At 74.0% G+C, this 21,718-nt stretch carries 7 protein-coding genes (1 of these 7 running past the window's edge); all 7 read right to left on the bottom strand.

What is annotated here, in order from left to right; translation table 11 throughout:
- Tightly spaced (each overlapping or abutting the next), the 7 genes in view from Prubr_RS13545 to Prubr_RS13575 form a layout consistent with a single transcriptional unit that may run on beyond the window.
- On the bottom strand, positions 1-696 hold the full coding sequence (locus Prubr_RS13545; protein ID WP_212825412.1) for a hypothetical protein: 696 nt from the start codon (positions 694-696) through the stop codon (positions 1-3).
- Entirely contained in the window at positions 659-1,723 is a 1,065-nt protein-coding gene (locus Prubr_RS13550) for a GSCFA domain-containing protein (protein WP_212825414.1), read from the bottom strand. The genes Prubr_RS13545 and Prubr_RS13550 overlap by 38 nt, the downstream gene beginning before the upstream one ends.
- Positions 1,720-2,475, bottom strand: a complete 756-nt coding sequence (locus Prubr_RS13555; RefSeq protein WP_212825416.1) for a thioesterase II family protein — start codon at positions 2,473-2,475, stop codon at positions 1,720-1,722. Before Prubr_RS13555 ends, Prubr_RS13550 begins: the two co-directional genes overlap by 4 nt.
- Positions 2,472-11,519, bottom strand: coding sequence for a non-ribosomal peptide synthetase (locus tag Prubr_RS13560; RefSeq protein ID WP_212825418.1), 9,048 nt, complete (start codon positions 11,517-11,519; stop codon positions 2,472-2,474). The genes Prubr_RS13555 and Prubr_RS13560 overlap by 4 nt, the downstream gene beginning before the upstream one ends.
- Positions 11,519-13,867: an amino acid adenylation domain-containing protein gene (locus tag Prubr_RS13565; RefSeq protein ID WP_212825419.1), complete on the bottom strand. Its 2,349-nt coding sequence runs from the start codon at positions 13,865-13,867 to the stop codon at positions 11,519-11,521. Before Prubr_RS13565 ends, Prubr_RS13560 begins: the two co-directional genes overlap by 1 nt.
- Entirely contained in the window at positions 13,792-15,585 is a 1,794-nt protein-coding gene (locus Prubr_RS13570; protein WP_212825421.1) for a condensation domain-containing protein, read from the bottom strand. The genes Prubr_RS13565 and Prubr_RS13570 overlap by 76 nt, the downstream gene beginning before the upstream one ends.
- Positions 15,582-21,718, bottom strand: the 3' portion of a protein-coding gene (locus tag Prubr_RS13575; protein ID WP_212825423.1) for a non-ribosomal peptide synthetase. 7,471 nt of this gene lie beyond the right edge of the window; only the last 6,137 of its 13,608 coding nucleotides appear in the window; the start codon falls outside the window, past its right edge; its stop codon occupies positions 15,582-15,584. The genes Prubr_RS13570 and Prubr_RS13575 overlap by 4 nt, the downstream gene beginning before the upstream one ends.

The raw sequence follows: 21,718 nt of genomic DNA on the forward strand, positions 1-21,718 counted from the left end.
TCACAGCCCTCTGGCGAGCAGGTCGGCCACGATCAGCCGGCCGAAGGCGAGGTTGCCGTGGATCGGGTCGTCCGGCTCGCACAGCGCGGCCCGCTGCCGGCCCGTCGCGTCGGTGACCCGGGCCCGCAGGTCGACGATCTCCACACCGCGCTCGACGAGCGCCCGCCGGACGGTCTCCTGTGCCGCCATGAAGACCGCCGGATCGGCCATGCCCGGTACCCGTTGCGGCGGCATCACCGCGAGGACACGTAGGCCCAGGTCGACGGCGTGGCGGTAGAAGACCAGCGCGTCGCGGGCCATGGCGCACACGATGTCGTCGAACAGCCGGCTCGACAGGAAACCCGCCGGGAATCCGCCGTCGCCGGTGCGGTAGATGTGCCAGTTTTCGGTGGTGGCGAAGAAGTGTGCGCTCAGCCCGAACGTCGACACCAGCGGGACCGTGAGTTGGCCGATGTCATCCACCCTCAGGTCGGCGAGGAAGCCCCGGTAGAGCTTGTCCACCTCGGCGTCGCGGAACACCAGGCGGTCGTCGCGTACGTCGAAGAAGTCGGCGTTGAAGTCGCGCCCGGAGCCGATCGGGCCGCCGACGAACGGCAGCCCGGCCGCCTTCGCCGCCCGGCCGATCGGCCCGGCGTGCGAGTCGCCGACGAGCAGGAACCTAGCCGGCGTTGTAGTAGTCGAGGACGGCGTCGTCACAGAGCTGGTCACCCCCGTCGCTGGTGCCGGTCGGACGGGCCGCTCCTGGCCCGGCGGGTCGTCCCTCGAGTCCGGCGGGTCGTCTCTCGAGCCCGGCGAAGAAGTGGCGCATGACGAAGTCGACCCCGGCCGGCGTCACCGTACGCAGGTTCGGCTCGAAGAACACCGCCCGATAGGGGAAGCCGGTGACGATCTCGTACGAGGGGAAGTAGTCGACGTGGTCGTGTTCCCGGGCCAGCTGTCCCGCCACCGCCCGCAGCACCGACTTGGAGTACGTCGTGGCGGTCAGCGCGTGCTCCCCGGTCGCGGTCGCCGTCAGCGGCACCGGTGACACCGTCAGCAGCACGTTCAACCGCGGGTTGGCGGCCCGGGCCAGCGCCACGGCGGCGGACAGGTCGGCGTACACCTCGGGGAACGTGAAGTTGCCGAACGCGTGCCGGTCGGCGTCGAAGGTGCCGCGGACCGTGCCGGGGCAGACCGGGTAGACGGTGCCGGTGCGTCGGTCCCGCCACGCCTCGGTCAGCCCGAGGGTGAAGACGAGGCAGCCCGCCTCGCCGATCGCCGTACGGATCGCGGCCAGGGTGACCCGGCGGGCGGCGGACGCCTCCTCGGCCGACGGGTAGCCGTCCGGTTCGACCGCCGGCCGGTACGGGTCGAAGAACCGCCCGTTCTCACACCAGAACTCCTCGGGTGCCGTTTCGTCGCCCAGCGCCCAGGCCAGCCACTGGCGCAGCGTGGCGGCGGTGTAGATGTTGCCGGTCCGGAACGAGAACTGGCCGTAGTGGCGGGCCAGCCGTTCGGCCGCGGTCAGGCCGGGCGGCGGCAGTTCGACCTCGCGCCAGTTCATCCCGTACTCCAGCAGGGCGGGACCGATGTGGCGGGCGAAGCAGGAGCCGGCGGTCAGCACCGGATCGTCCGGGTCGACGGCGAACTTCGGCGTCCACAGGTCGCCGATGTCCAGCATGTCCGGCTCGGCGACCGCGGTGCGCCAGAACGACCGTGGCGGCAACGACTGGTACGGGTTCATCGCGTCGGTGTGTGATCGGCGGCCAGCACCGTCGCCAACAACGCGGTGATGGTGGCCTGGTGCGGGAAGAGGAAGAAGTGCCCACCGGGGAAGACGTGCCGGTGGACCGGCCGGCTGGTCTCCTGCGACCAACCCGCCGCCCGGGCCGGATCCACGTGCGGGTCCCGGTCGGCGAGCAGCACGTGGACGGGCAGATCGAGCGGTGCCCCGGCCCGGTAGGTGTAGCACTCGTCGAGCGCGAAGTCGGCCCGCAGGCCGGGCAGCAGCAGCTCCATCATCTCCGGGTCGTCCAGCAACTCGGCCGGGGTGCCGCCGTAGTCGCGCAGCGCCTCGATCAGCTCCGGGTCGGGCAGGTCGTGCAACCGGTCCTCGACCGACCGGGTCCCGGGGCCCTCGGCGCCGGCGACCCACAGGCTGTGCGGGCCGGGCAGCCCGTCGCGGCGCAGGGTACGGGCCACCTCGAACGCCACCAGCGCGCCGAGACTGTGCCCGAAGAGGGCGAAGGGGCGGTCGCCCCGCGCGGCGACCGCGGCGGCCAACCGGGCGACCAGTTCGTCCAGGTCGTCGAGCGGCGGCTCCAGCAGCCGGGCACCTCGGCCGGGCAACTGGGCCACCCACAACTCGACGTCCGGGCCGAGCATCCGCTGCCAGGGCAGGAAGGCGGCGGCGTTGCCACCCGCGAACGGGAAGCAGAACAACCGCACCGGAGCTTCCACATCGGATGCCCGGCAGAACCAATCATTGACTGTCATCGTTGCGCCTCGTTGATGATCTGGGCCACCGTACGGGCCGTTTCCGGTTCGACGATGCCGTAGTGCGTGGTGTCGACCCGATGCCACCCCGCCAGTCCGGGCAGGTACGCCTGCCACCTGCGGGCCTGCGCCTCGGGCGGGTCGAGCACCGGCAGGCCGGCCGTCGGGCGGCTCGCCAACCACAGCCGGGCGGGCGTGCCCGCCAGCCGGGGCGGGACGTGGTCCGCCATGCTGGCCAGGTTCGCCCGGCAGCAGCGGACCAGTCCGTCCACGTACGCCTTCGCCGCGGCGCCGGTGCCCGTCGCCGCCCCGAGTTCGTGGGCGAAGAGGGCTTCGAGCCGCTCGTCGTCGTACCCCCGGAAGGCCGGCCCGGCGTCCGGCGGTGGCGGGTCGAGCAGGTAGAGCTCCTCGACCGGCTGCCCGTCCGCCTCGGCCCGCGCCGCCATCGCCAGCGCCACCCAGCCGCCGAAGGACCAGCCGGCGAGCTGCCAGCGCCACTCGCCGCGCGGGAAGCGGGCCGCCAGCGCGTGGTGGTAGTGCGCGGCCCGTTCCGTGACCGACCAGGTCGGCTGGTCGGGCCGCTCCAGCGCGGGATCGGTGATGAGGCAGACGGTGAGGTCCGGGTCGAGTTCCGACACCAGCGACCGGTACGCCTGGATGTCGCCACCGACCGGGTGGACCAGGCACAGCACCGTCCGCCCGCGGCCCGCCTGCCAGACCTCCAGCGGTACGGCGGACCCGGTGGGGGCGTCGGCGTGCAGCGTCCCGCCGAGGAGGTCCAGCACCTCGTTCAGGCTCACCCGGTGGCTCAGCCGGGACAGCGCGAGGCCGACACCGAAGCGCTCCTTCACCTCGTCGACCAGGTCCAGCAGCAGCAGGGAGTCGGCACCGAGGTCGTACAGTGAAGCGGCCGGGTCGAGCCGGTCCACGTCCAGCCAGTGACACAGCCACTTGGTCAGCTCGTCGGCCGCCGTTGCGGGCGCCACGGCGGGCACCGCGACCGGTGGCCCGGCCGGCGGTGCGTAGAAGTCCCGGGCCCGGTCCAGCGTGGTCGTGGCGACCAGCAGGTGCGGCAGCCGCAGCCGCAGGGCGTGCCCGAACAGCCGCTGCCCGTCGGCCACCGACAGGCCCACCGCCAGGTGCGCCCGGTGCCGGGCGTCGGTGGGCAGGGCGTCGCGGGCGAGGCCCACCTCGTGCCAGACGTCCCAGTCGACGGCGATCCGCGCCGTGGTCCCGGTCGTGCGGTGCCGGGCGAAGCCGTCCAGCAGCCCGTTGGCGGCGGCGTAGTCGAGCTGGCCGACGCCGCCGAACTGGGCCGACATCGACGAGCAGTAGACGGCGAACGCCGGCCGGTAGTGGGCGACGAGCCGTTCGACGAGCAGCGCGCCGTGCGTCTTGCCGGCCGTGGCCCGCCGCATCGCGGCCGCGTCCCGCCGGTTGACCAACCCGCCGGCCGCGACCCCCGCCGCGTGGACGATCCCGTCGACCCGCCGGGTGTACGCGCCGAGCCGGGTCAGCAGCTCGTCGGGAGCCGTCTCGGCCAGGTCCGCCTCGACGACGTCGACGCGGTCGACCCACGGCGTCAGCCCGGCCGGCAGACGGCCCCGCCGGGCGAGCAGGATCACCCGGCAGTCGCCCTGCTCCAGCAGCCACGCCGCGATGCTCCGCCCGATGCCGCCGGTGCCGCCGAGCACCAGGTACACGGCCGGCCCGGCCGGCAGTGGCGCCGGGCCGGTGGGCGGGCGTACCGGCAGCAGCGCCGGCTCCCACCAGTAGCCGTCGCGCAGCGCGAGCCGCCGGGGCGGCGCCGGTTCCGCCGGCAGCGCCGACTCGGCCGGGAAAGCCGCCAGCGCCGCCACCGCCGGCGCCCAGTCCGCCGGGTCGCGGCTCGGCAGGTCCAGCCAGTGGCCGTCGACGGCGGACTCCTGGGGAGCGACCTCGCACACCCCGGCGAGCAGCCCCAGCTCCGGCCGGCCCACGTCGCCGGTGACGGGTTGCGCGTCGTACGACAGCCACCAGGCCCGTACCCGCCGGTCGGCCACGGCCGCCAGCAGCGCGGCCGGGGTGTCGACGCAGGCCCGGTAGGCGTCGGCGAGCGAGTCCGGACCCACCGGTCCGCCGACGGCCAGCGCAAGCGCGTGCAGCCAGTCGATGTCGGCGCCGGGCAGCGCGTCGAGCAGCCGGCGTACCGAGTCGGGGTCGGCCGGGTCCACCCGGTAGCTGTCCGGCGCCAGCCGGGCGAAGTGGTCGGCGGCGACGGCGGTCACCACCCGGTCGTAGGCCGCCTGGAACGCGCGTACGGCGGCCGGGGGAAGCGGCTCGGCCGCCATCACCACGAGTGTCGCCGGCCGGCGTACGTCGACGGCGGTGCCGGCGTGGCGCCACCGCACCCAGTGCGGCTGGTGCAGCCACTCGGCCTCGGGCAGCCGGGCCGGCCACCCCTCGTCGACCGGCTCGGCGACCGGTGCCCGCGGTCCGGGCGGTGGTGCGGCGCGGGCGAAGTCGTGGTCGGCCAGCTCGAAGGCGGGCGGGGGAAAGTCCCACGGTGCCTGTGCCGGCCCGGCCGGCCAGCGGATCGTCCGGCCGGCCAGCCACGCGGCGGCCAGCTCCGCCGCCGGCAGAGTGACCTCGACGGGCGGCGCGTCGGCCGGCGCGACCTCGACGGCGGTCACGGTACGCAGCCAGGCCACGGCCGCGTCCGGGTCGGCGCATACCGCCGCCGTCCGCCAGCGGCCCGCCGGTCGGCCGGCGTGCAGGTGGCGCAGCACCTGGCGGTAGGTGTCGGGCCGGGCCGCGAGGTAGTCGGCGATCCGGGCGGCGTCGGCCAGCAGCCCGGTCGCGCTGCTGGCGGCGAGCACCACCACGGGTACGTCGGTGCCCGGCGGTGCGGCGGTCGTCGGTTCGGCCGCTTCGAGAACCAGGTGGGCGTTGGTGCCGCCGATGCCGAAGCTGCTCACCGCCGCCACCCGCAGGCGCCCGTCCGGCCAGGGACGGGCCTGCGCCGGGACGTAGAACGGCGCCGGGTCGGGACCGAGACGCGGATTGAGGCGCCGGAAGTCGACGTTCGGCGGGATCAGTCCATGATGGATGGACAGGACGGCGCGGACCAGGCCGACGACCCCGGCGGCCGCGCCGAGGTGACCGATCTGGCTCTTCACCGACGTCAGCGCACAACGACCGGACTCGGCCAGGTCGTACGCCTGCCGCAGCGCGGCCACCTCGACCGGGTCGCCCAACTCGGTGCCGGTGCCGTGCGCCTCGACGTAACCCAGGTCGGCGCTGTCGTGCCCACTACGGCGCAGCGCGGCGCGGATCACCTCACGCTGGCCGGGCACCGACGGGGCGGCGTAGCCGAGCTTGTCGGCACCGTCGTTGTTCACCGCCGAACCGGTGATCACCGCGTACACGGTGTCGCCGTCCCGCCGGGCCGACCGCAGCGGTTTCAGGACCACCACGCCGACCCCACTCGCCCCGACGGTGCCGCCGGCGTCGTCGCTGAACGGCCGGCAGTGTCCGTCCGGGGAGAAGATGTGCTGCGGCCGGTAGCGGTATCCGTCGCGCAGCAGCGGGTCCACCAGCACCCCGCCGACCAGCATCACGTCACTGTCGCCCTGCCGCAGCAGGCCGGCGGCGAGGTGCACCGCCACCAGCGAACTCGAACAGGCCGCCTGCACGGTGAACGCCGGCCCGGTCAGCCCCAGGTGGTATGCCACCTTCGTCGCCAGGAAGTCCTTGTCGTGGTGCAGCGCCAACTGGAACGCGTCCGGCAACCGGGCCGGGTCGCCGTCGCGAAGCATCGCCTGGAAATAGGTGTTCTCGCCGCAGCTCGCGAGCAGGCCGACCCGCCGCCCGGCCGGGTCGGCGATACCCGCGTGCGCCAGCGCCTCGACACAGCTCATCAGCAGGTGCCGCTGCTGCGGGTCCATCAACCGGGCGTCGGAGCGGCTGATGCCGAAGTGCTCGGGGTCGAACGCGAGCGGTCCGGCCAGCTGGCTGCGGGCCCCGACGAGTCCGTCGGCGGCGTCGAAATGCTCGATCCCGCGTCCGCCGGCCGCCACCATGGCCCAGAAGGCGGCCAGGTCGTCCGCGCCGGGCAGCCGGACCGCCATCCCGACGACCGCGACCGGCTCGTCCGCCGGACCGGCCGGAACGGTGTCCGGCTCGGCGTTCTGCCGGCCCTCGAGGAACCGGGCCAGGCCGCGGATCGTGACGTGCGCGAAGAGATCGGGAATGGTCAGCGACCACCCCTCGGCGGTCAGGCGCAGGTGGAACCGCATCAGGCCGAGGCTGCCCGCGCCACCGTCGAAGAAGCGCTGATCGGGGCCGATGGGCACCCCGACCACCTCCTCGAACAGTCCGGCCAGCCGCGCCTCCAGCGCCGACAGGGCCGGCGCCGCGACGGCGCCCCGGGGGCGCAACTCCTCGCCCGGCGCGGCCAGCGCGCGGCGGCGGTCCAGCTTGCCGCTGGCCGTACGCGGCAGCTCCGGCAGACACCGGAACCGGTCGACGCGTACGTACGCGGGCAGCAGCCCCGCCAGGTGACCGGTCAGCTCCGCCGCGGCCGGCGAGGCGGCCCGGCATTCCAGGCAGGCGACCAGCTGCCCACCGTCACGGACGACCACGGCGTTGACGACCGCCGGATGCCGCAGCAGCGCCGCCTCGACCTGACCCAGCTCCAGCCGGTGGCCGCTCACCTTGACCTGCTGGTCGTCGCGGCCCAGATAGTGCAGCAGGCCGTCGCGGTCGAACCGGGCCTGGTCACCGCTGCGGAAGAAGTGGCCGAGGCCGGGCAGCTCGACGAACCGGGCCTCGTCGAGCGCCGGATCGCCGAGATAGCAGGGCTCGACCAGCGGCCCGCCGATCAGCAGCTGTCCGGGGCAGTCCGGCGGTACGACCTCGTCAGCCTCGTCGACCACCCGCAGCCACATGTTGGCGATCGGACGCCCGATCGCCGGCCGGGCCGGCCAGCCGGCCGGGTCGCCGTCGAGGCGGAGGCCGCTGACCACGTGCGTCTCGGTCGGCCCGTAGTGGTTGAACAGGCGCGCGCCCGGCAGCCCCGTGAACCAGCGGCGGATGCTGTCGGTGCAGACCAGTTGCTCGCCGGCGGTGACCACCTCCCGCAGCCGCGACGGGTGGCGGCCGAGACGGACCCCGTGCTCGGCCAGCAGCTGCAACGCGACGTACGGCATGAAGATCCGCTCGATGCCGGCGGAGTCGAGATGATCCAGCAGCGCCGGCATGTCCTGCCGCCGGCCGCGCCGGGGCAGGTGCAGCGTGCCGCCGCCGCACAGCGTGCCGAAGACCTCCTGGAAGGAGACGTCGAAGGCGAGCATCGAGAACTGGAGGGTGGCCGCCCGGCCGGCCAGGCCACCGGCCGCCACCTGCCACTGCAGCAGGTTGCACAGCAGGGCGTCGCTGACCCGTACGCCCTTCGGAGTGCCGGTGGAGCCCGAGGTGAACAGCGTGTAGAGCGGCCGGCCGGCGTACGACAGGGGTGGTGGCGCGGCGGCGGGGCGGGCCAGGGACACCGGCAGGCGGGGGTGGGCGCCGCCGTCGATCGCGTCGAGGGCGGCCTCGTCGCCGGGGGACAGCAGCACGCACAGCGGCGCGACCTGGCCCAGGATCTGGCGCAGCAACGCCGGCGGGTAGGCCCGGTCGAGCGGCACGATGGTGAGGTTCAGCCGGGCCAGCGCCAGCAGCGCCACGACGTGCTCGACCGACGGTTCGAGGAACAGCGCGACGGCGGCGTCCCGGGCCGGCACCGGATACCGCCGCGCCAGGTCGGCGGCGAGGCCCGCCGCGTACCCGTCGAGGTCGGCGTAACTGAGGCTGCGGTCGCCGGCCACCAGCGCCGTCGCCGAAGGCTCCGCACGGACCCGGTGGGCGAAACCCTCGGCCACCGTCGCGTACGTCGGCTCGGCGTGGTTGCCCCGGCCCGGTTCGGGCAGCCCGTTCCGGTACGTCCGCACCAGCTCGGCCAGGGTGACCGTGCCGCCGTCGGTCAGCGCGTCCAGCCCCTGCCGGAACAGGTCGGCCAACGCGGTGGCGTCGCCGGCGTCGAAGTGGTCGCCGGCGTACTCCCACAGGCAGTCGAAACCGGCCTCGTGCGCGACGACCGACAGGGTGAGCGGGCACTTCGCCGCGGTCGGCGGCAGCCACACCGGCCGGGCCGCGCAACCGGGCAGCGCCAGCGCGGAGAAGTCGGTGTTGTCGAGGACGAACAGGAAGTCGAACAGCGGCGCGTCGGCGCCGAAGTCGTGGTCTTCGACGACGTGCGCGAGCGCCACGTCCTGCGCGTCCAGCACCTGGCGCAGGGCGGCGGCCTGCCGCAGCACCTGGGCACGCAGCCCCTCGCGCGGCGCCAGCGCCAACGGCAGCAGCACGGTGTTGGCGAACATTCCGACGCTGTCGGCGAAGTCCCGCACCGGCCGGTTCGCGACCGGGCTGGCGATGCGCGGATGGGTCCGGCCGGTCACCCCGTACACGGCCCACGCGAAGCAGGCCAGCAGCAGGTGGAAGCGGGTCAACCCCAACTCGGCGCCGAGCCGGTCGAGCATGCCGCGGCGTACGGTGTCGACCGAGGTCTGCAGCAGGTGGTCGCCGGCGCCGGCCCGGACCGGTCGCAGCGGCGCCGCGACCTCGTCGATGTCGGCGTGGTGCGCCCGCAGCGCCGCACGCTGCGCCAGATACGCCGGCCGGGTGAACCAGTCGGCCTGCCAGGCGGCGTAGTCCAGCGGCGTCGGCGCATCCGTCCTGACCTCGGCCGCCGTCCCGACCTTGACTGCTGTGCCAGCCTCGGCCGCCGTGCCGGCCAGCGCCGCCGCGTAGTCGGCCGACAGGGTGCGGAACAGCACGTCGAGCGACCAGCCGTCGACCGCGATGTGGTGCAGGTGCAGCAGCAGCATTCCGCCGTCGTCGCCGGGCAGCCAGTGGGCCCGCAGCATCCGCGGCCGCGCCAGGTCGAAAGGTACGGCGAACAGCGCCCGCGCCCGCCCGGGCCAGTCACCGCCGGTGTCGCCGCCGGGTTCGACCCACGGGTCGTACGCCTCGCCGACCTCCTGGAACAGCCCGTCGGGCGTGGCCCGGAACCCGGTCCGCAGCGCCGGATGCCGGACCACCGCCTGCCGCAGCGCCTGCCGTAACGCCGCGACGTCGACCCGGCCGCGCAGCGCGAACGCCAACCCGACGTGGTAGGCCCCCGACCCCGGCGACCGCTGCTGCAACAGCCACAGCCGCTGCTGCTCCGAGGTGGCCGGCGCCGACCGCGCGCCGGTCGGGGCCGCCGGCACCGGATACGGCGAACCGGTCGCCGTCCGGGCCGCGTCGATCGCGGCGGCCAGCTCGGCGAAGTCGCCGTGCAGGACCGCCGCCTGCGGAAGCTCGCCACCCCAGCGCCGCTGGACCTCGAACCGCAGCCGCAGCGCCTTCAGCGAGTCGCCGCCGCTGGCGATCCACCGGTCACCCGGCCGCAGGTCGGGTACGCCGAGCACCTCGCCGGCCAGCCCCAGCACCTCGCGCTGCCACGCCGTGGCGGGCGAACCGACGGCGTCCCCCCGCCACGGCGGATCGGCGCGGCGCAGCAGCGCGTCCTGGTCGACCTTGCCGTTGGCGTTCAGCGGCAGGGCGTCGACCAGATGGACCCGGTGCGGGCGCATGTACGCCGGCAGGGCCGCCGCCAGGTGCCGGTCGAAGTCCACGAACGACAGACCGGGGGCGGCCACCACGTACGCCAGCAGCTCGTTCACCCCCAGCGGGCCGCGCCGGGTGCAGACGTACGCCTGCCGGACCGCCGGGTGGGTGACGATCTGCCGTTCCACCTCGCCCGGCTCGACCCGGAAGCCACGGACCTTGACCTGCCGGTCGACCCGTCCGACGTACTCGATCCGGCCGGCGGCGTCGCGACGCACCAGGTCACCGGTGCGGTAGTAGCGCTGCGAGCCGTCCAGCCACGGCGGCCGTACGAAGCGGGCGGCGGTCTCCCCGGGGAGGTTGCGGTAGCCGGCCGCCAACGCCGCACCGCCGAGGTACAACTCGGCGACCTCGCCCTCCCCGGCGAGCCGCGTGCCGTCGACCACCAGCAGGGCTTCGGTGCCCGGCAGCACCCCGCCGATCGGCACCACCTCGCCGGCGAAGTCCCGCGGGATCGGATGACACAGGGCGAACGTGGTCGCCTCGGTCGGACCGTACACATTGAACAGTTGGGTTCCGCTGGCGGCGTTGTCGGCATACCAGCGGCGGATCAGCCGGGCGTTGAGCTGCTCGCCGCCGACCAGCACCTGGCCGATCCCGGCGAAGCAGTCCGGCACCCGGTCGACCACCGCGTTGAACAGCGCCACCGTGATGAACAGCGTGTCGACCCGCCCGGCGCGCAGCGCCCCGGCCAGCCGGTCCGGTGTCGCCGCCGTCTCGTCGTCGAGCACCACGCAGCAGCCGCCGGTCAGCAGCGGCACCCAGACCTCGAAGCTCAACGCGTCGAACGCCGGGTTCGACAGGCACGCGTACCGGGCCGCCGGGGACAGCTCGAGGTAGCCCGGCCGGGCCAGCCGCAGGATGCCGGCGTCGCGTACCTCGACGCCCTTCGGCCGGCCGGTGGTCCCCGAGGTGTAGAACAGGAACGCGACCGGCGCCGGCGCGGCCTCCGGCCCCGGCTCCCCGCCGGCACCCAGCAGCGCGTCCACCGGCAGCGGCAGCACGCCGTCGGGCAGCTCGTCGGGCCCGTCCGGCCCGTGCACCACAGCCACGGCGGCCGCGTCGACCAGCATGTGGCGCTGCCGATCCGGCGGGCTCTGCCGGTCCAGCGGCACGACCGTGGCACCCAGCCGCAAAATGCCGAGCATGGCGCAGACCAGTTGCCAGGAGCGTGGCAGCCGGACCGCGACCGCCTGTCCGGGGCGTACCCCGGCCCGGTGCAGCGAACCGGCGACGGCGGCGCTCATCGCCGCCAACTCGGCGTAGCGCAGGTCCCGGTCGCCGTCGGAGACCGCGACCGCGTCCGGCGTACGGCGCGCCTGGGCGAGCACCGCGCGGGCGAGGCCGGACTCCATCACGCCTCCCGTACGGGCTCGCGGGCCGGGATCCGGTCCAGCTCGTCGCGCAGCAGAGCGGCGACCCGTGACACCTCGGCGCTCTCCAGGATGTCCCAGTGGTCGCAGTGCACCGGCTCCAGCCGGAAGTCGGCGCCACCCCGCCGCCGCCAGAAGCCGCGCACCTCGTCCAGGAAGTCCTCGTCGCGGCCTGCCGTGGCCTGGAACAGCACCAGCCGGGCCGGCGACGGCAGGGTCGGATAGTCACGCATCGTGGTGCGGTTGTGGTTGTAGATCCGGTGGTACTGGTCGATCTGCCGGTCGTCGATGCCCGGATACATCCCGTTGAACTTGATCAGCTTGTCGCGGAACTCGGCCATGTCCACCGGCTCGATCGCGGCCCGGTGCGCCGGGTCGTCCGTACCCAGGGTGTCGAGCAGGACCACGCTCAGTCCGGGGTGGCCGGCCAGCGCCAGCCGCCGCCCCATCTCGTACGCGACCAGCCCGCCGTACGACAGTCCGGTGAGGACGACCGGCCCGGACAGCAGCGGCGCGACCTGCCGCAGGTACGTCTCGGCCATCGCCTCGACGGTCGGCAGGAACTCCTCGCCCGGGTTGACCCCCGGCGACTGGATGCCGTACACGCCGACGGACTCCGGCAACGCCTTGGCCAGCGACAGGTAGCAGAACGCGGTGCCGCCGGCCGGGTGCACGCAGATCACCTGCCCGCCACCGGAACCCGCCCGGAACTCGATCAGGTTGCTCGGCGGCCTACCGGAGGCGCCCCGCCGCAGCCGGCCACCCAGCGCCTCGATCGTCGGGTGCAGCATGATCTCGTGGACCGGCAGCGTGACGCCGAACTCCTCGCCGACCGCGTGGGCCAGCTTGATCGCCGAGATCGAGGTGCCGCCGATGTCGAAGAACGAGTCGCCGATGCCGATGTCCGGCTGGAGCAGCAGCCGCTTCCAGATCTGGTAGAGCGTCAGCTCGATCTGGTCGCGCGGGCTGGCCAGGTTGACCTGCCACGGCAGGTTCGCCCGGGCCAGGCGCAGCAGTTCGACCTGGTCGAGCTTGCCGTTGGCGGTCTGCGGCAGGTGCGGCAACTCCACGAACTGCGCCGGGATCATGTAGCCGGGCAGCCGCCGCGACAGCGCCGCCCGCCACTCGCTCGCCAGCTTCGGCGCCGCCCCGCCCCGGCTGATCCCGGCCACCAGCCGCGGTTCGCCGACCGCGTTCCGGTCGACGAGCACCGCCGCCTCGTGCACGTCCGGCTGGTCGAGCAGCGCCGCCTCGATCTCGCCCAGCTCGATCCGGAAACCCCGCAGCTTGACCTGGTTGTCCCGGCGGCCGAGGTATTCGAGGTCGCCGTCGGGCAGGAAACGGGCCAGGTCACCGGTGCGGTAGACGCGCTCGCCGGGCCGGAACGGGTCGGCCACGAACCGGTCGGCGGTCAGCCCCGGCCGGCCCAGGTAACCCCGGGCGAGGCCGGCACCCCCGATGTAGATCTCGCCGGTCACCCCGACCGGCACCGGCTCCAGCCGCTCGTCGAGCAGGTAGACGCGGGTGTTGGCCAGCGGCCGGCCGATCGGGCACTGCCGCGCCAACGGCTCCGGATCGACGTACGCGGTGCTGTAGACGGCGGTCTCGGTCGGCCCGTACCCGTTGAGGACCCGCAGGCCGGGCAGGGTCTCCCGGATCCGGTGCAGGCCCTGCTCCGGCAGCGGCTCGACGCCGACCAGCAGCTGCCGCAGCGCCAGCCCGGCCAACCGGGCCGCCGGGTCCTCGTCGATCCACCGGACGAAGGCCGGCGGCAGGTACGCCTGGACGATCCGGTGCTCACGCAGCCAGCCCATCAGCGCCACGGGATCGCCCCGCAACTGTTCGGGTACGAGGTGCAGGGCGCCACCGGTGGTCAGCGGCAGGAAGATCTCCTGCACCGAGACGTCGAAGCCGATGCTCGACCACAACGCCGCCGCCTCGCCCGGGACGGCGCCCAGCCGCGACACCCAGTGGTCGAGGAGGTTCGCGATGCTGCCGTGGGCGACCGCGACCCCCTTGGGTCGGCCGGTCGACCCCGACGTGTAGATCACGTACGCCAGGCCGACCGGGTGCGGGACGACGCCGGGCGGCGCGTCCGACCGCCCCTCCGCCTCGATGGCGGCGATGTCGTCGGCCCCGATCCCGGTCCCGGCACCGTCGCCGAGCAGCAGCACCGGCGCCGCGTCGGCGACCATGCCGGTCAGGCGTTCCGGCGGCAGGGTCGGATCCAGCGGCAGGTATGCGGCCCCGGCCTTCAGCACGCCGAGGATCGCGACGACCAACTCCACCGACCGGTGCGCGTGCACGCCGACGATCTCGTCCGGCCGCACCCCCGGGCGATCAGCGCGTGCGCCAGCCGGTTGGCCCGCCGGTCCAGCGTGGCGTAGTCGAGCCGCCCGCCGGCACCGGCCACGGCGAGCCGGTCGGGGTGCCGGCGCGCCGCCGCCTCGAACCGCTCGACCAGGCTGGACGCGGTAACGGGTCGCTCGGTGCGGTTCCAGTCGACCACCTGCCGTCGCCGCTCGGCCGGTCCGAGCAGGCGCAGCGCACCCACCGGCGTCGACGGGGCGGCGGCCACCTGCCCGAGCAGGCGTACGAAGTGGTCTGCCATCCGGGCGACCGTCGGCGGCTCGAACAGGTCGGTGTTGTATTCGAAGGTGAGGTGCAGCCCGTCGGGGTGTTCGGCGGCCTCGACCGACAGGTCGAACTTGGCGGCACCGGTGCTGCTCGACAGCGGACGCAGCGCCAGCCCCGGCAGCTCGAGCTGCCCGCGCGGGATGTTCTGGAGCACCAGCATCACCTGGAACAGCGGCGAGTAGCTGGTGTGCCGCTCCGGTTTCAGCGCGTCCACCAACTGCTCGAACGGCAGGTCCGGTTGCGCGTACGCGTCGAGCAGGTGCCGGCGTACGTCGGCGAGCAGGGCGGTGAACGGCTCGCCCGGATGCAGCCGGTTCCGGATCACCACGGTGTTGATGAAGTGGCCGATCAGGCCCTCCACCTCGCGGTGGTTGCGGTTGGCGAACGGCGTGCCGACGCTGACGTCGTCCTGCCCGCTGTAGCGCCACAGCAGCACCGACAGGGTGGCCATCAGCGTCATGAACAGGGTCGCGTCCCCGGCCCGGCCAATCTCGCGCAGACCCCGGAGCACGTCGGCGTCGACCACGATGCCGTGACAGTCGCCGCGGTAGCGCTGCACCGCCGGTCGGGGCCGGTCGGTCGGCAGCGCCAGCAGCGCCGGCGCCCCGGCCAGCGCCTTGGTCCAGTAGGCCAGCTGGCGGTCGAGTTCGCCGCCTTCGAGGTGCCGGCGCTGCCACAACGCGTAGTCCGGGTACTGGATCGGCAGCTCGGCCAGCGGGCTCGCCGCACCCCGCGCGTACGCCGCGTAGAGCGTGGTCACCTCGCCGATCAGGATGCCGATGGACCAGCCGTCGGCCACCGTGTGGTGCACGTTGAGCAGCCAGCGGTGCTCGTCGTCGGCGAGCCGGAGCAGGCTGCTGCGCAGCAGCGGCCCGGTGGCCAGGTCGAACGGGGCCCGGGCGTCGGCCTCGACGGCCTCGGCCGCCCGGCGGCGCCGCTCCGCGTCCGGCAGCCCGCCGAGGTCGGTGACCGGCAGGGCGACCGGACCGGCCGGCCGCACCACCTGACAGGGTTCGCCGTCGACGTCCGCGAACACGGTGCGCAGCGCCTCGTGCCGGCGCACCACCTCGGTCAACGCCCAGGTCAGCGCCGCCACGTCCAGGGCGCCGGCGATGTCGAACGCGACCGGGTTGTTGTAGAACGGGTTGCCCGGCGACAACCGGTCGAGGAACCACAGCTGGCGCTGCGCGTACGCGAGCGGCAGCGGCCCGTCCGACGGTGGCCGGCGCGTGATGGTGTCCGGGTCCGTACCGGTCAGGATCGCGATCAACTGTTCCTTGTGGAGCTTCAGGTCGGCCAGCAGCTCCGGGGTGAGGACCTCGCGCGGCGCCTCCAGGCGCAGCCGGTCCCCGTCGACCCGCACCCCGACGGAGTGCCGGTTGAGGGTGTCCAGCAGTTCGAAGGCGTTCATATCTCCACCGTGATCGTGTCGGTGGCGCCGGCGACCGCCGCCCGTGGCCCGGGAAGGTTGGAGCGGTCCGGCCGGCTCCCGCCGACCAGCGAATAGACCAACCGGTGGGTCGGATCCAGGTCGAACAGGGCGCCCAGCTCCGCCGCCTCCAGCGCGCCGATCCCGCACAGGCCGAGGCCGTGGTCGGCGGCGGCCATGGTCAGCAACTGGGCCATCGCACCCGCCTCGATGTCGCAGAACGCCCGGCCCTGTTCCGGATAGAGGGGATCGATCGCGGCCCCCTGCGCCACCAGGAACAGCGCGAACGCCGCCGATTCGAACACCGGCCGGTTGACGAAGTAGTCGTAGGCGTCCGGGCTCAGCTCGCGGTCGTCGCCGAGCGCCACCAACCGGTGGGGCACCGGGTCGTGGTAGTAGGCGCCGCCCGGCACCCCGGTGATCCGGCCCGGCTTGACGTACAGGTACGTCTGCACCGGGTAGGTGCCGCCGGCCGAGCCGTACTGGAACTTGGCCCGGCCGTCGACCTGCCGCTGGGACAGGCTGGCCAGGAGCAGGCCCAGCGACTCCACCGGCAACGGCTCCGCACCGAACCGGCGCACCGAGCGGTAGTCGGTGTAGCGGCCGGTGAACTCCGGGCCGGCCGGGGCGGCCAGCGCCACCTGCGCGGCGGCCGGTGGGAAGACGCGCCGGCCCTCGCCGCGGGCCTTGAACTCGGCGCGGGCCGCCGGATCGTCGACCACCGTGGCGGCCCGCTGCGCCTGCGCGACGACGGCCCGTTGGGCGGCGTGTTCCCGATATATGGCGAGCAGGTCGGCGAGCGTGGGCTGGCGCATCAGCCGGGCCAGCTTCGGCCGGAACCCCAGCTCACCGGCGAGCGCGTTGGAGATCCGTACGATGTCGATCGACGTGGCGCCGAGCAGCAGCAGGTTGGCGTCCGGTGCGACGACCGCCACGTCGAGGATTTCGGTGACGATCTTGACCAGGCGGTCCTCGGCCGGATCGTCGAGCACCAGCGTCTCGACCACGGCGACCACCGAAACCTCCGGCTCCGGCAGTTGGCTCCGGTCGACCTTGCCGTTGGCCGACAGCGGCAACGCGTCGAGGAACGTGAACGACGCCGGCACCATGTACGCCGGCACCCGCCGCTCCAGGTGCTCGACCAGGACGGTCGCGTCGAGGACGGCATCGTCGGGCACCACGTACGCGGCCAGCCGCTTGTCGCCCTGGGCGGGTCCGATCAGCCGCAGCGCCGCCGCGCGTACCCCGGGGTGGCTCTCCAACGCCGCCTCGATCTCACCCAGCTCGACCCGGTAGCCGTTGACCTTGACCTGGTCGTCCTCGCGGCCGAGGAACTCGATCGAGCCGTCGGGCCGCAGCCGTCCGAGGTCACCGGTGCGGTAGAGCCGCTCACCGGTGACCGGGTGGACGACGAAGCTGGCCGCGGTCGCCGCCTCGTCGCGCCAGTAGCCCTGCGCCAGACCGATCCCGCCGATGTAGAGGTGCCCGACGGCCCAGGTCGGCCGGGTACGCAACGCGTCGTCCAGCACGTGGAACCGCTGGTTGGCCAGCGCCCGGCCGTACGGGATGCTCCGCCAGGCCGGGTCGATCTCGCCGATCGGGTGGTGGATCGACCAGATCGACGCCTCGGTGGCGCCGCCGAGACTGTGCACGTCGACGTCGGGCAGCAGCGCCCGCAGCCGTCCCGGCAGCGGGAGCGGGATCCAGTCACCGGACAGCATGACCAGGCGCAGCGACGGTGGCAGCGGATGGCCGCCCTCGGCGTGGTCGACCAGCATGCCGGCCAGCGCCGGCACCGAGTTCCAGACGCTGACCCGGTGCGCCCACGCCAGCTCCGACCAGTGGACCGGATCGCGGGACAGCTCCGGATCGAGCGTCACGACCGCCGCCCCGGCGGCGAGCGTGCCGAAGATGTCGAAGACGGAGAGGTCGAAGCTGAGCGCGGAAACGGCGAGCACCCGGTCCGCCGGCCCGACACCGAAGCGCTCGTTGACGTCGAGCAGGGTGTTCACCGCACCCCGATGGTCGATCATCACGCCCTTCGGGGTGCCGGTGGAGCCGGACGTGTAGATCACGTACGCCAGCTCGGTGTCGGCCACCGCGACCGGCCGAAGGGCGGGGCCGCCCGCGCCGACCGTCGTCGCGTCCACCACCAGGTGATCGACACCCTCGGGTACGGCGACCGGGGTGGGCCCGGTCAGGACCAGTTCCGCCCCGGCCCGGGCCAGCACCCGGGCCACCCGCTCCGCCGGCCAGTCGGGGTCGACCGGCAGGTAGGCGCCGCCGGCGTAGAGCACCGCCAGGGTGGCGACGACCTGCTCCCAGCCACGGTCGAGCAGCACGGCCACGAGCTGCCCGGGACGTACGCCCCGGTCCTGGAGGCGCCCGGCGAGCTGCCGCGCCTCGGTACGCAACGCCGCGTAGTCGAGTCGCCGGTCGGGTGCCAGCACCGCGGGCGCGGCCGGGGTCGCCAGCGCCTGCCGGTCGAACAGCTCGTGCATGAGCGGACGGGCGGCCGGCAACGCCGCGGGCGCCGGCGGTGCGGCCGGACCCTCCACAGTGGTGTGCCAGGCGTCGGGGTCCGCCAACCGGCCGAGCAACGCCCGGTAGGCGGCGAACATCTCGGCGACCAGACCGGCCGGGAACAGCTCGTCGATGCTGTCCCAGTTGAAGTGCAACCGTCCCTCGGCCTCCAGCACGGTGTGGTCGATCCAGACCTGCGGGGTCTGGGTGATGCCGTGTACGACCTCACCGTCGAGCGCCGCCGGCAGACCGCTGTCGCCGGTTTCGGGAGCCAGCTCGCTCAGGGTGCTGTTGAAGACCACCGGCAGCGCCGCGTGCCGGGTGCCCCGGGCGCGGGCGAGTTCCCGGTTGACCCGTACGCCACTGACCGCCGCGTGGTCGATGTCCTGCCACAGCTGCTCCTGCACCGCGCGGGCCCGGGTCACGAAGTCGACCCCGGCCGGCACCTCGACCTCCAGCAGCACCAGCGAGGTGAAGTCGCCGATCACCGCGTTGATGCCGGGATGCAGCGGCAGCCGGTTGAACAGCGGCAGACTCAGCGTGAACCGCGGCTGCCGGCTCCACCTGGCCAGCACCTGCGCGAACGCGGTCAGCAGCAGCACCGACGGGGTCACCCCGTGGCGGCCGGCCGCCGCCTTCAGCCGGCTCCACCGCTCGGCCGGCAGTACCTCGTCGTATCGGGTGAAACGCGGCCGCTCGATGCTCTCCGGCTGGCGCTCCAGCGGCAGCCCCGGCGCGGGGGCCAGCGTGCCGACCCGTTTCCGCCAGTAGGCGAGCGCCCGCTCGTAGCGCGGTGTCTGCCGCAGGGCCCGCTCGGCCACGACGTAGTCGCGGAAGCTCACCGGCAGCGGCGGCAGGTCGGCGTCCGGGTCGGCGTACAGCAGCCCCAACTCGTGCTCCAGGATCTGCCCGCTGGCGGCATCGACGATCAGGGCGTCGATGCTGACGTGCAGCCGCGCCTCGCCGTCGAGCAACGTGAGCGCGAACTCGAACAGCGGCCACCGGCCGGCGTCGAGCAGCTGGTGCGACATCCGGTCCCGGATCTCGGCCAGCCGCCGCCCGACGGTGTCGGGATCGAGGCCACGCAGGTCGTGGCGGGCCATCGGATACGGCGGCACGGTCGCCAGGACGTGCTGGGTGCCGTCGTGGAAGACCGCCCGGAGCATGTCGTGCCGGGCGATCAGCCGGTCCAGTGCCCGGCGGAACCGTTCCTCGTCGAAGTCGCGTACCCGTAGCTCGCTGTAGCCGTGCGCGCCGACCCCGCCGAGTTCGATCGTCGACTCGCGGCCGACCCAGTACGCCTCCTGGATGTCGGTGAGCGGGAACGGTTCGTGGCGGCCGGCGGGGTCGGGGGTGAGCGGCGGGAAGTCGACGGTCGGGGGCGCGGCGTGGTGCGCCAACTCGGCCGCCAGGTCGGCCAGGACCGGCTTCTGGAAGAGGGTCCGCAGCGACAGCCCGGCCGCCATCCGCTGGTTGATCGCGTGGACGAGCCGGGTCGCCAGGAGCGAGTGCCCGCCGAGCGCGAAGAAGTTGTCGTACGCCCCGACCCGGTCGCGGCGCAGCACCTCGGCCCAGATGGCCGCCAGCCGGGCCTCCCGGTCGTCGCGCGGCGCGACGTAGGCGGTGGCGTCGTCGAGCTGCTCCGGCGCGCGCAGCGCCCGCCGGTCGAGCTTGCCGTTAGCGGTCAGCGGCAGCCGGTCCAGCACCACCCAGCGGGTCGGCACCAGATGACCGGGCAGTCGCCGGCGCAGGTCGTCGCGGGCCACCTCGGCGGTGATGTCACCGACGAGGTAGCCGACCAGGTGCGGGTCGCCGGGCGAATCCTCGCGCAGCAGCACCGCCGCCTCGCGTACGCCCGGCACGTCCCGCAACGCGCTCTCGATCTCGCCCGGTTCGACCCGGAAGCCGCGTACCTTGACCTGGTCGTCGGCGCGCCCGACGAACTCGATGGTGCCGTCGACCCGCCGGCGGACCAGGTCACCGCTGCGGTACATCCGCTCGCCCGGCCCGGCGAAGGGGTCGGGATGGAACCGGGCCGCCGTCAGGCCGGACCGGTTCAGGTAGCCGCGCGCCAGGCCGGTGCCGCCGATGTACAGCTCGCCGAGCACGCCGTCCGGCACCGGTTCGAGCCGCCCGTCGAGCACGTAGAGCCGGGCGCCGGCGACCGGCCGGCCGATCGGCGGCAGTGCGGGCCAGTCCGCCGCGTCGTCGGTGGCCAGCGCGAACTGGCTGACCACGTGGGTCTCGGTCGGGCCGTACTGGTTGTAGAGGTAGCGGCCACCCAGCCCCGCCAGCAGGGCGCGGACGTCGTCGTTGACCCGCAGCGCCTCGCCGGCGGTCACGATTTCGCAGCCCGGTGTGAGTGGGGCGACGGCACCGGTGAGGCCGGCCATCTGGTGCAGCACCGCCGCCGGCAGGAACGCCCGGCGTACGCCCCGCTCGGCGATGAACCCGCGCAGCTGGCCGAGGTCCCGGCCGCGCTCCTCGTCCATCAGCACCAGCTCGCCGCCCTGACACAGGGTGCTCCAGATCTCCTGGAACGAGACGTCGAAGCTGATCGAGGCGAACTGGAGCACCCGCTGCGGTGCCGGGCTGCCCGGCGCGGCGTAGCGGAGCTGCCAGTCGATCAGGTTGTCGAGGCACCGCCAGGTCTGCGCGACCCCCTTCGGCCGGCCGGTCGAGCCGGAGGTGTAGATCACGTAGGCGAGGTTGTCGGGTTCGGTCGCCGGCTCCGGGGCGTTGGTCGGGTGCCCGGCCCAGTACGACCGGTCGGCGTCGAGGTCGACGGCGGGCGGCGCGCCGGGCAGGTCGGCGACGGCCGCCGTGTCCCCACCGGTGAGCAGCAGGACCGGGGCGCTGTCGCGCAGCATGTACGCCAGCCGCTCCGCCGGGTACGCCGGATCCAGCGGCACGTACGCGCCACCGGCCCGGAGGATGGCGAGCAGCGCCACGATCAGCTCCGGTGAACGACGCAGGCAGACCGCGACCGGCGAGTCCGGGCCGACGCCGTGTTCGCGCAGGTGGTGGGCGAGTTGGTTGGCGCGGGCGTTCAGTTCGCCGTAGCGCAGCGAGCCGCCGTCGTACGACACCGCCACCGCGTCGGGTGCGGCGGCGACCCGCTCGGCGAACCGGGCCCGGACGCCCCGCTCGACCGGGGCGGTGGGGGCCTGGCGCAGCACCCGGGCCCGGTCCCGGTCGTCGAGCAGGGCCAGTTCGCCCGCCGGCCGGTCGGGGTGGTCGACCATCTGGGTCAGGACGTGGTGCAGGTAGCGGGTGTGGCGGTGGGCGGTGTCGGTGTCGAACAGGGCGGTGGCGTATTCGAGGCTGCCGGTGATCCGCCCGCCCTGCTCGGCCAGCGACAGGATCAGGTCGAACTTGGCGGTGGTGTGCGGGAACGGCAGCGCGGTGACCTCGACGCCCGGCAGCGTCAGCTCGCCGTCCTCGTTGTTCTGCCAGGCGAACATGACCTGGAACAGCGGTGTGTGGGCGAGGCTGCGGGTGGGGTTGACGAGTTCGACGACCTGTTCGAAGGGCAGGTCCTGGTGTTCGAGGGTGGTCAGTGAGAGGTCGCGTACGCGGTCGAGGAGTTGGG

It is taken from the genome of Polymorphospora rubra, assembly GCF_018324255.1.
Classification (GTDB): domain Bacteria; phylum Actinomycetota; class Actinomycetes; order Mycobacteriales; family Micromonosporaceae; genus Polymorphospora; species Polymorphospora rubra.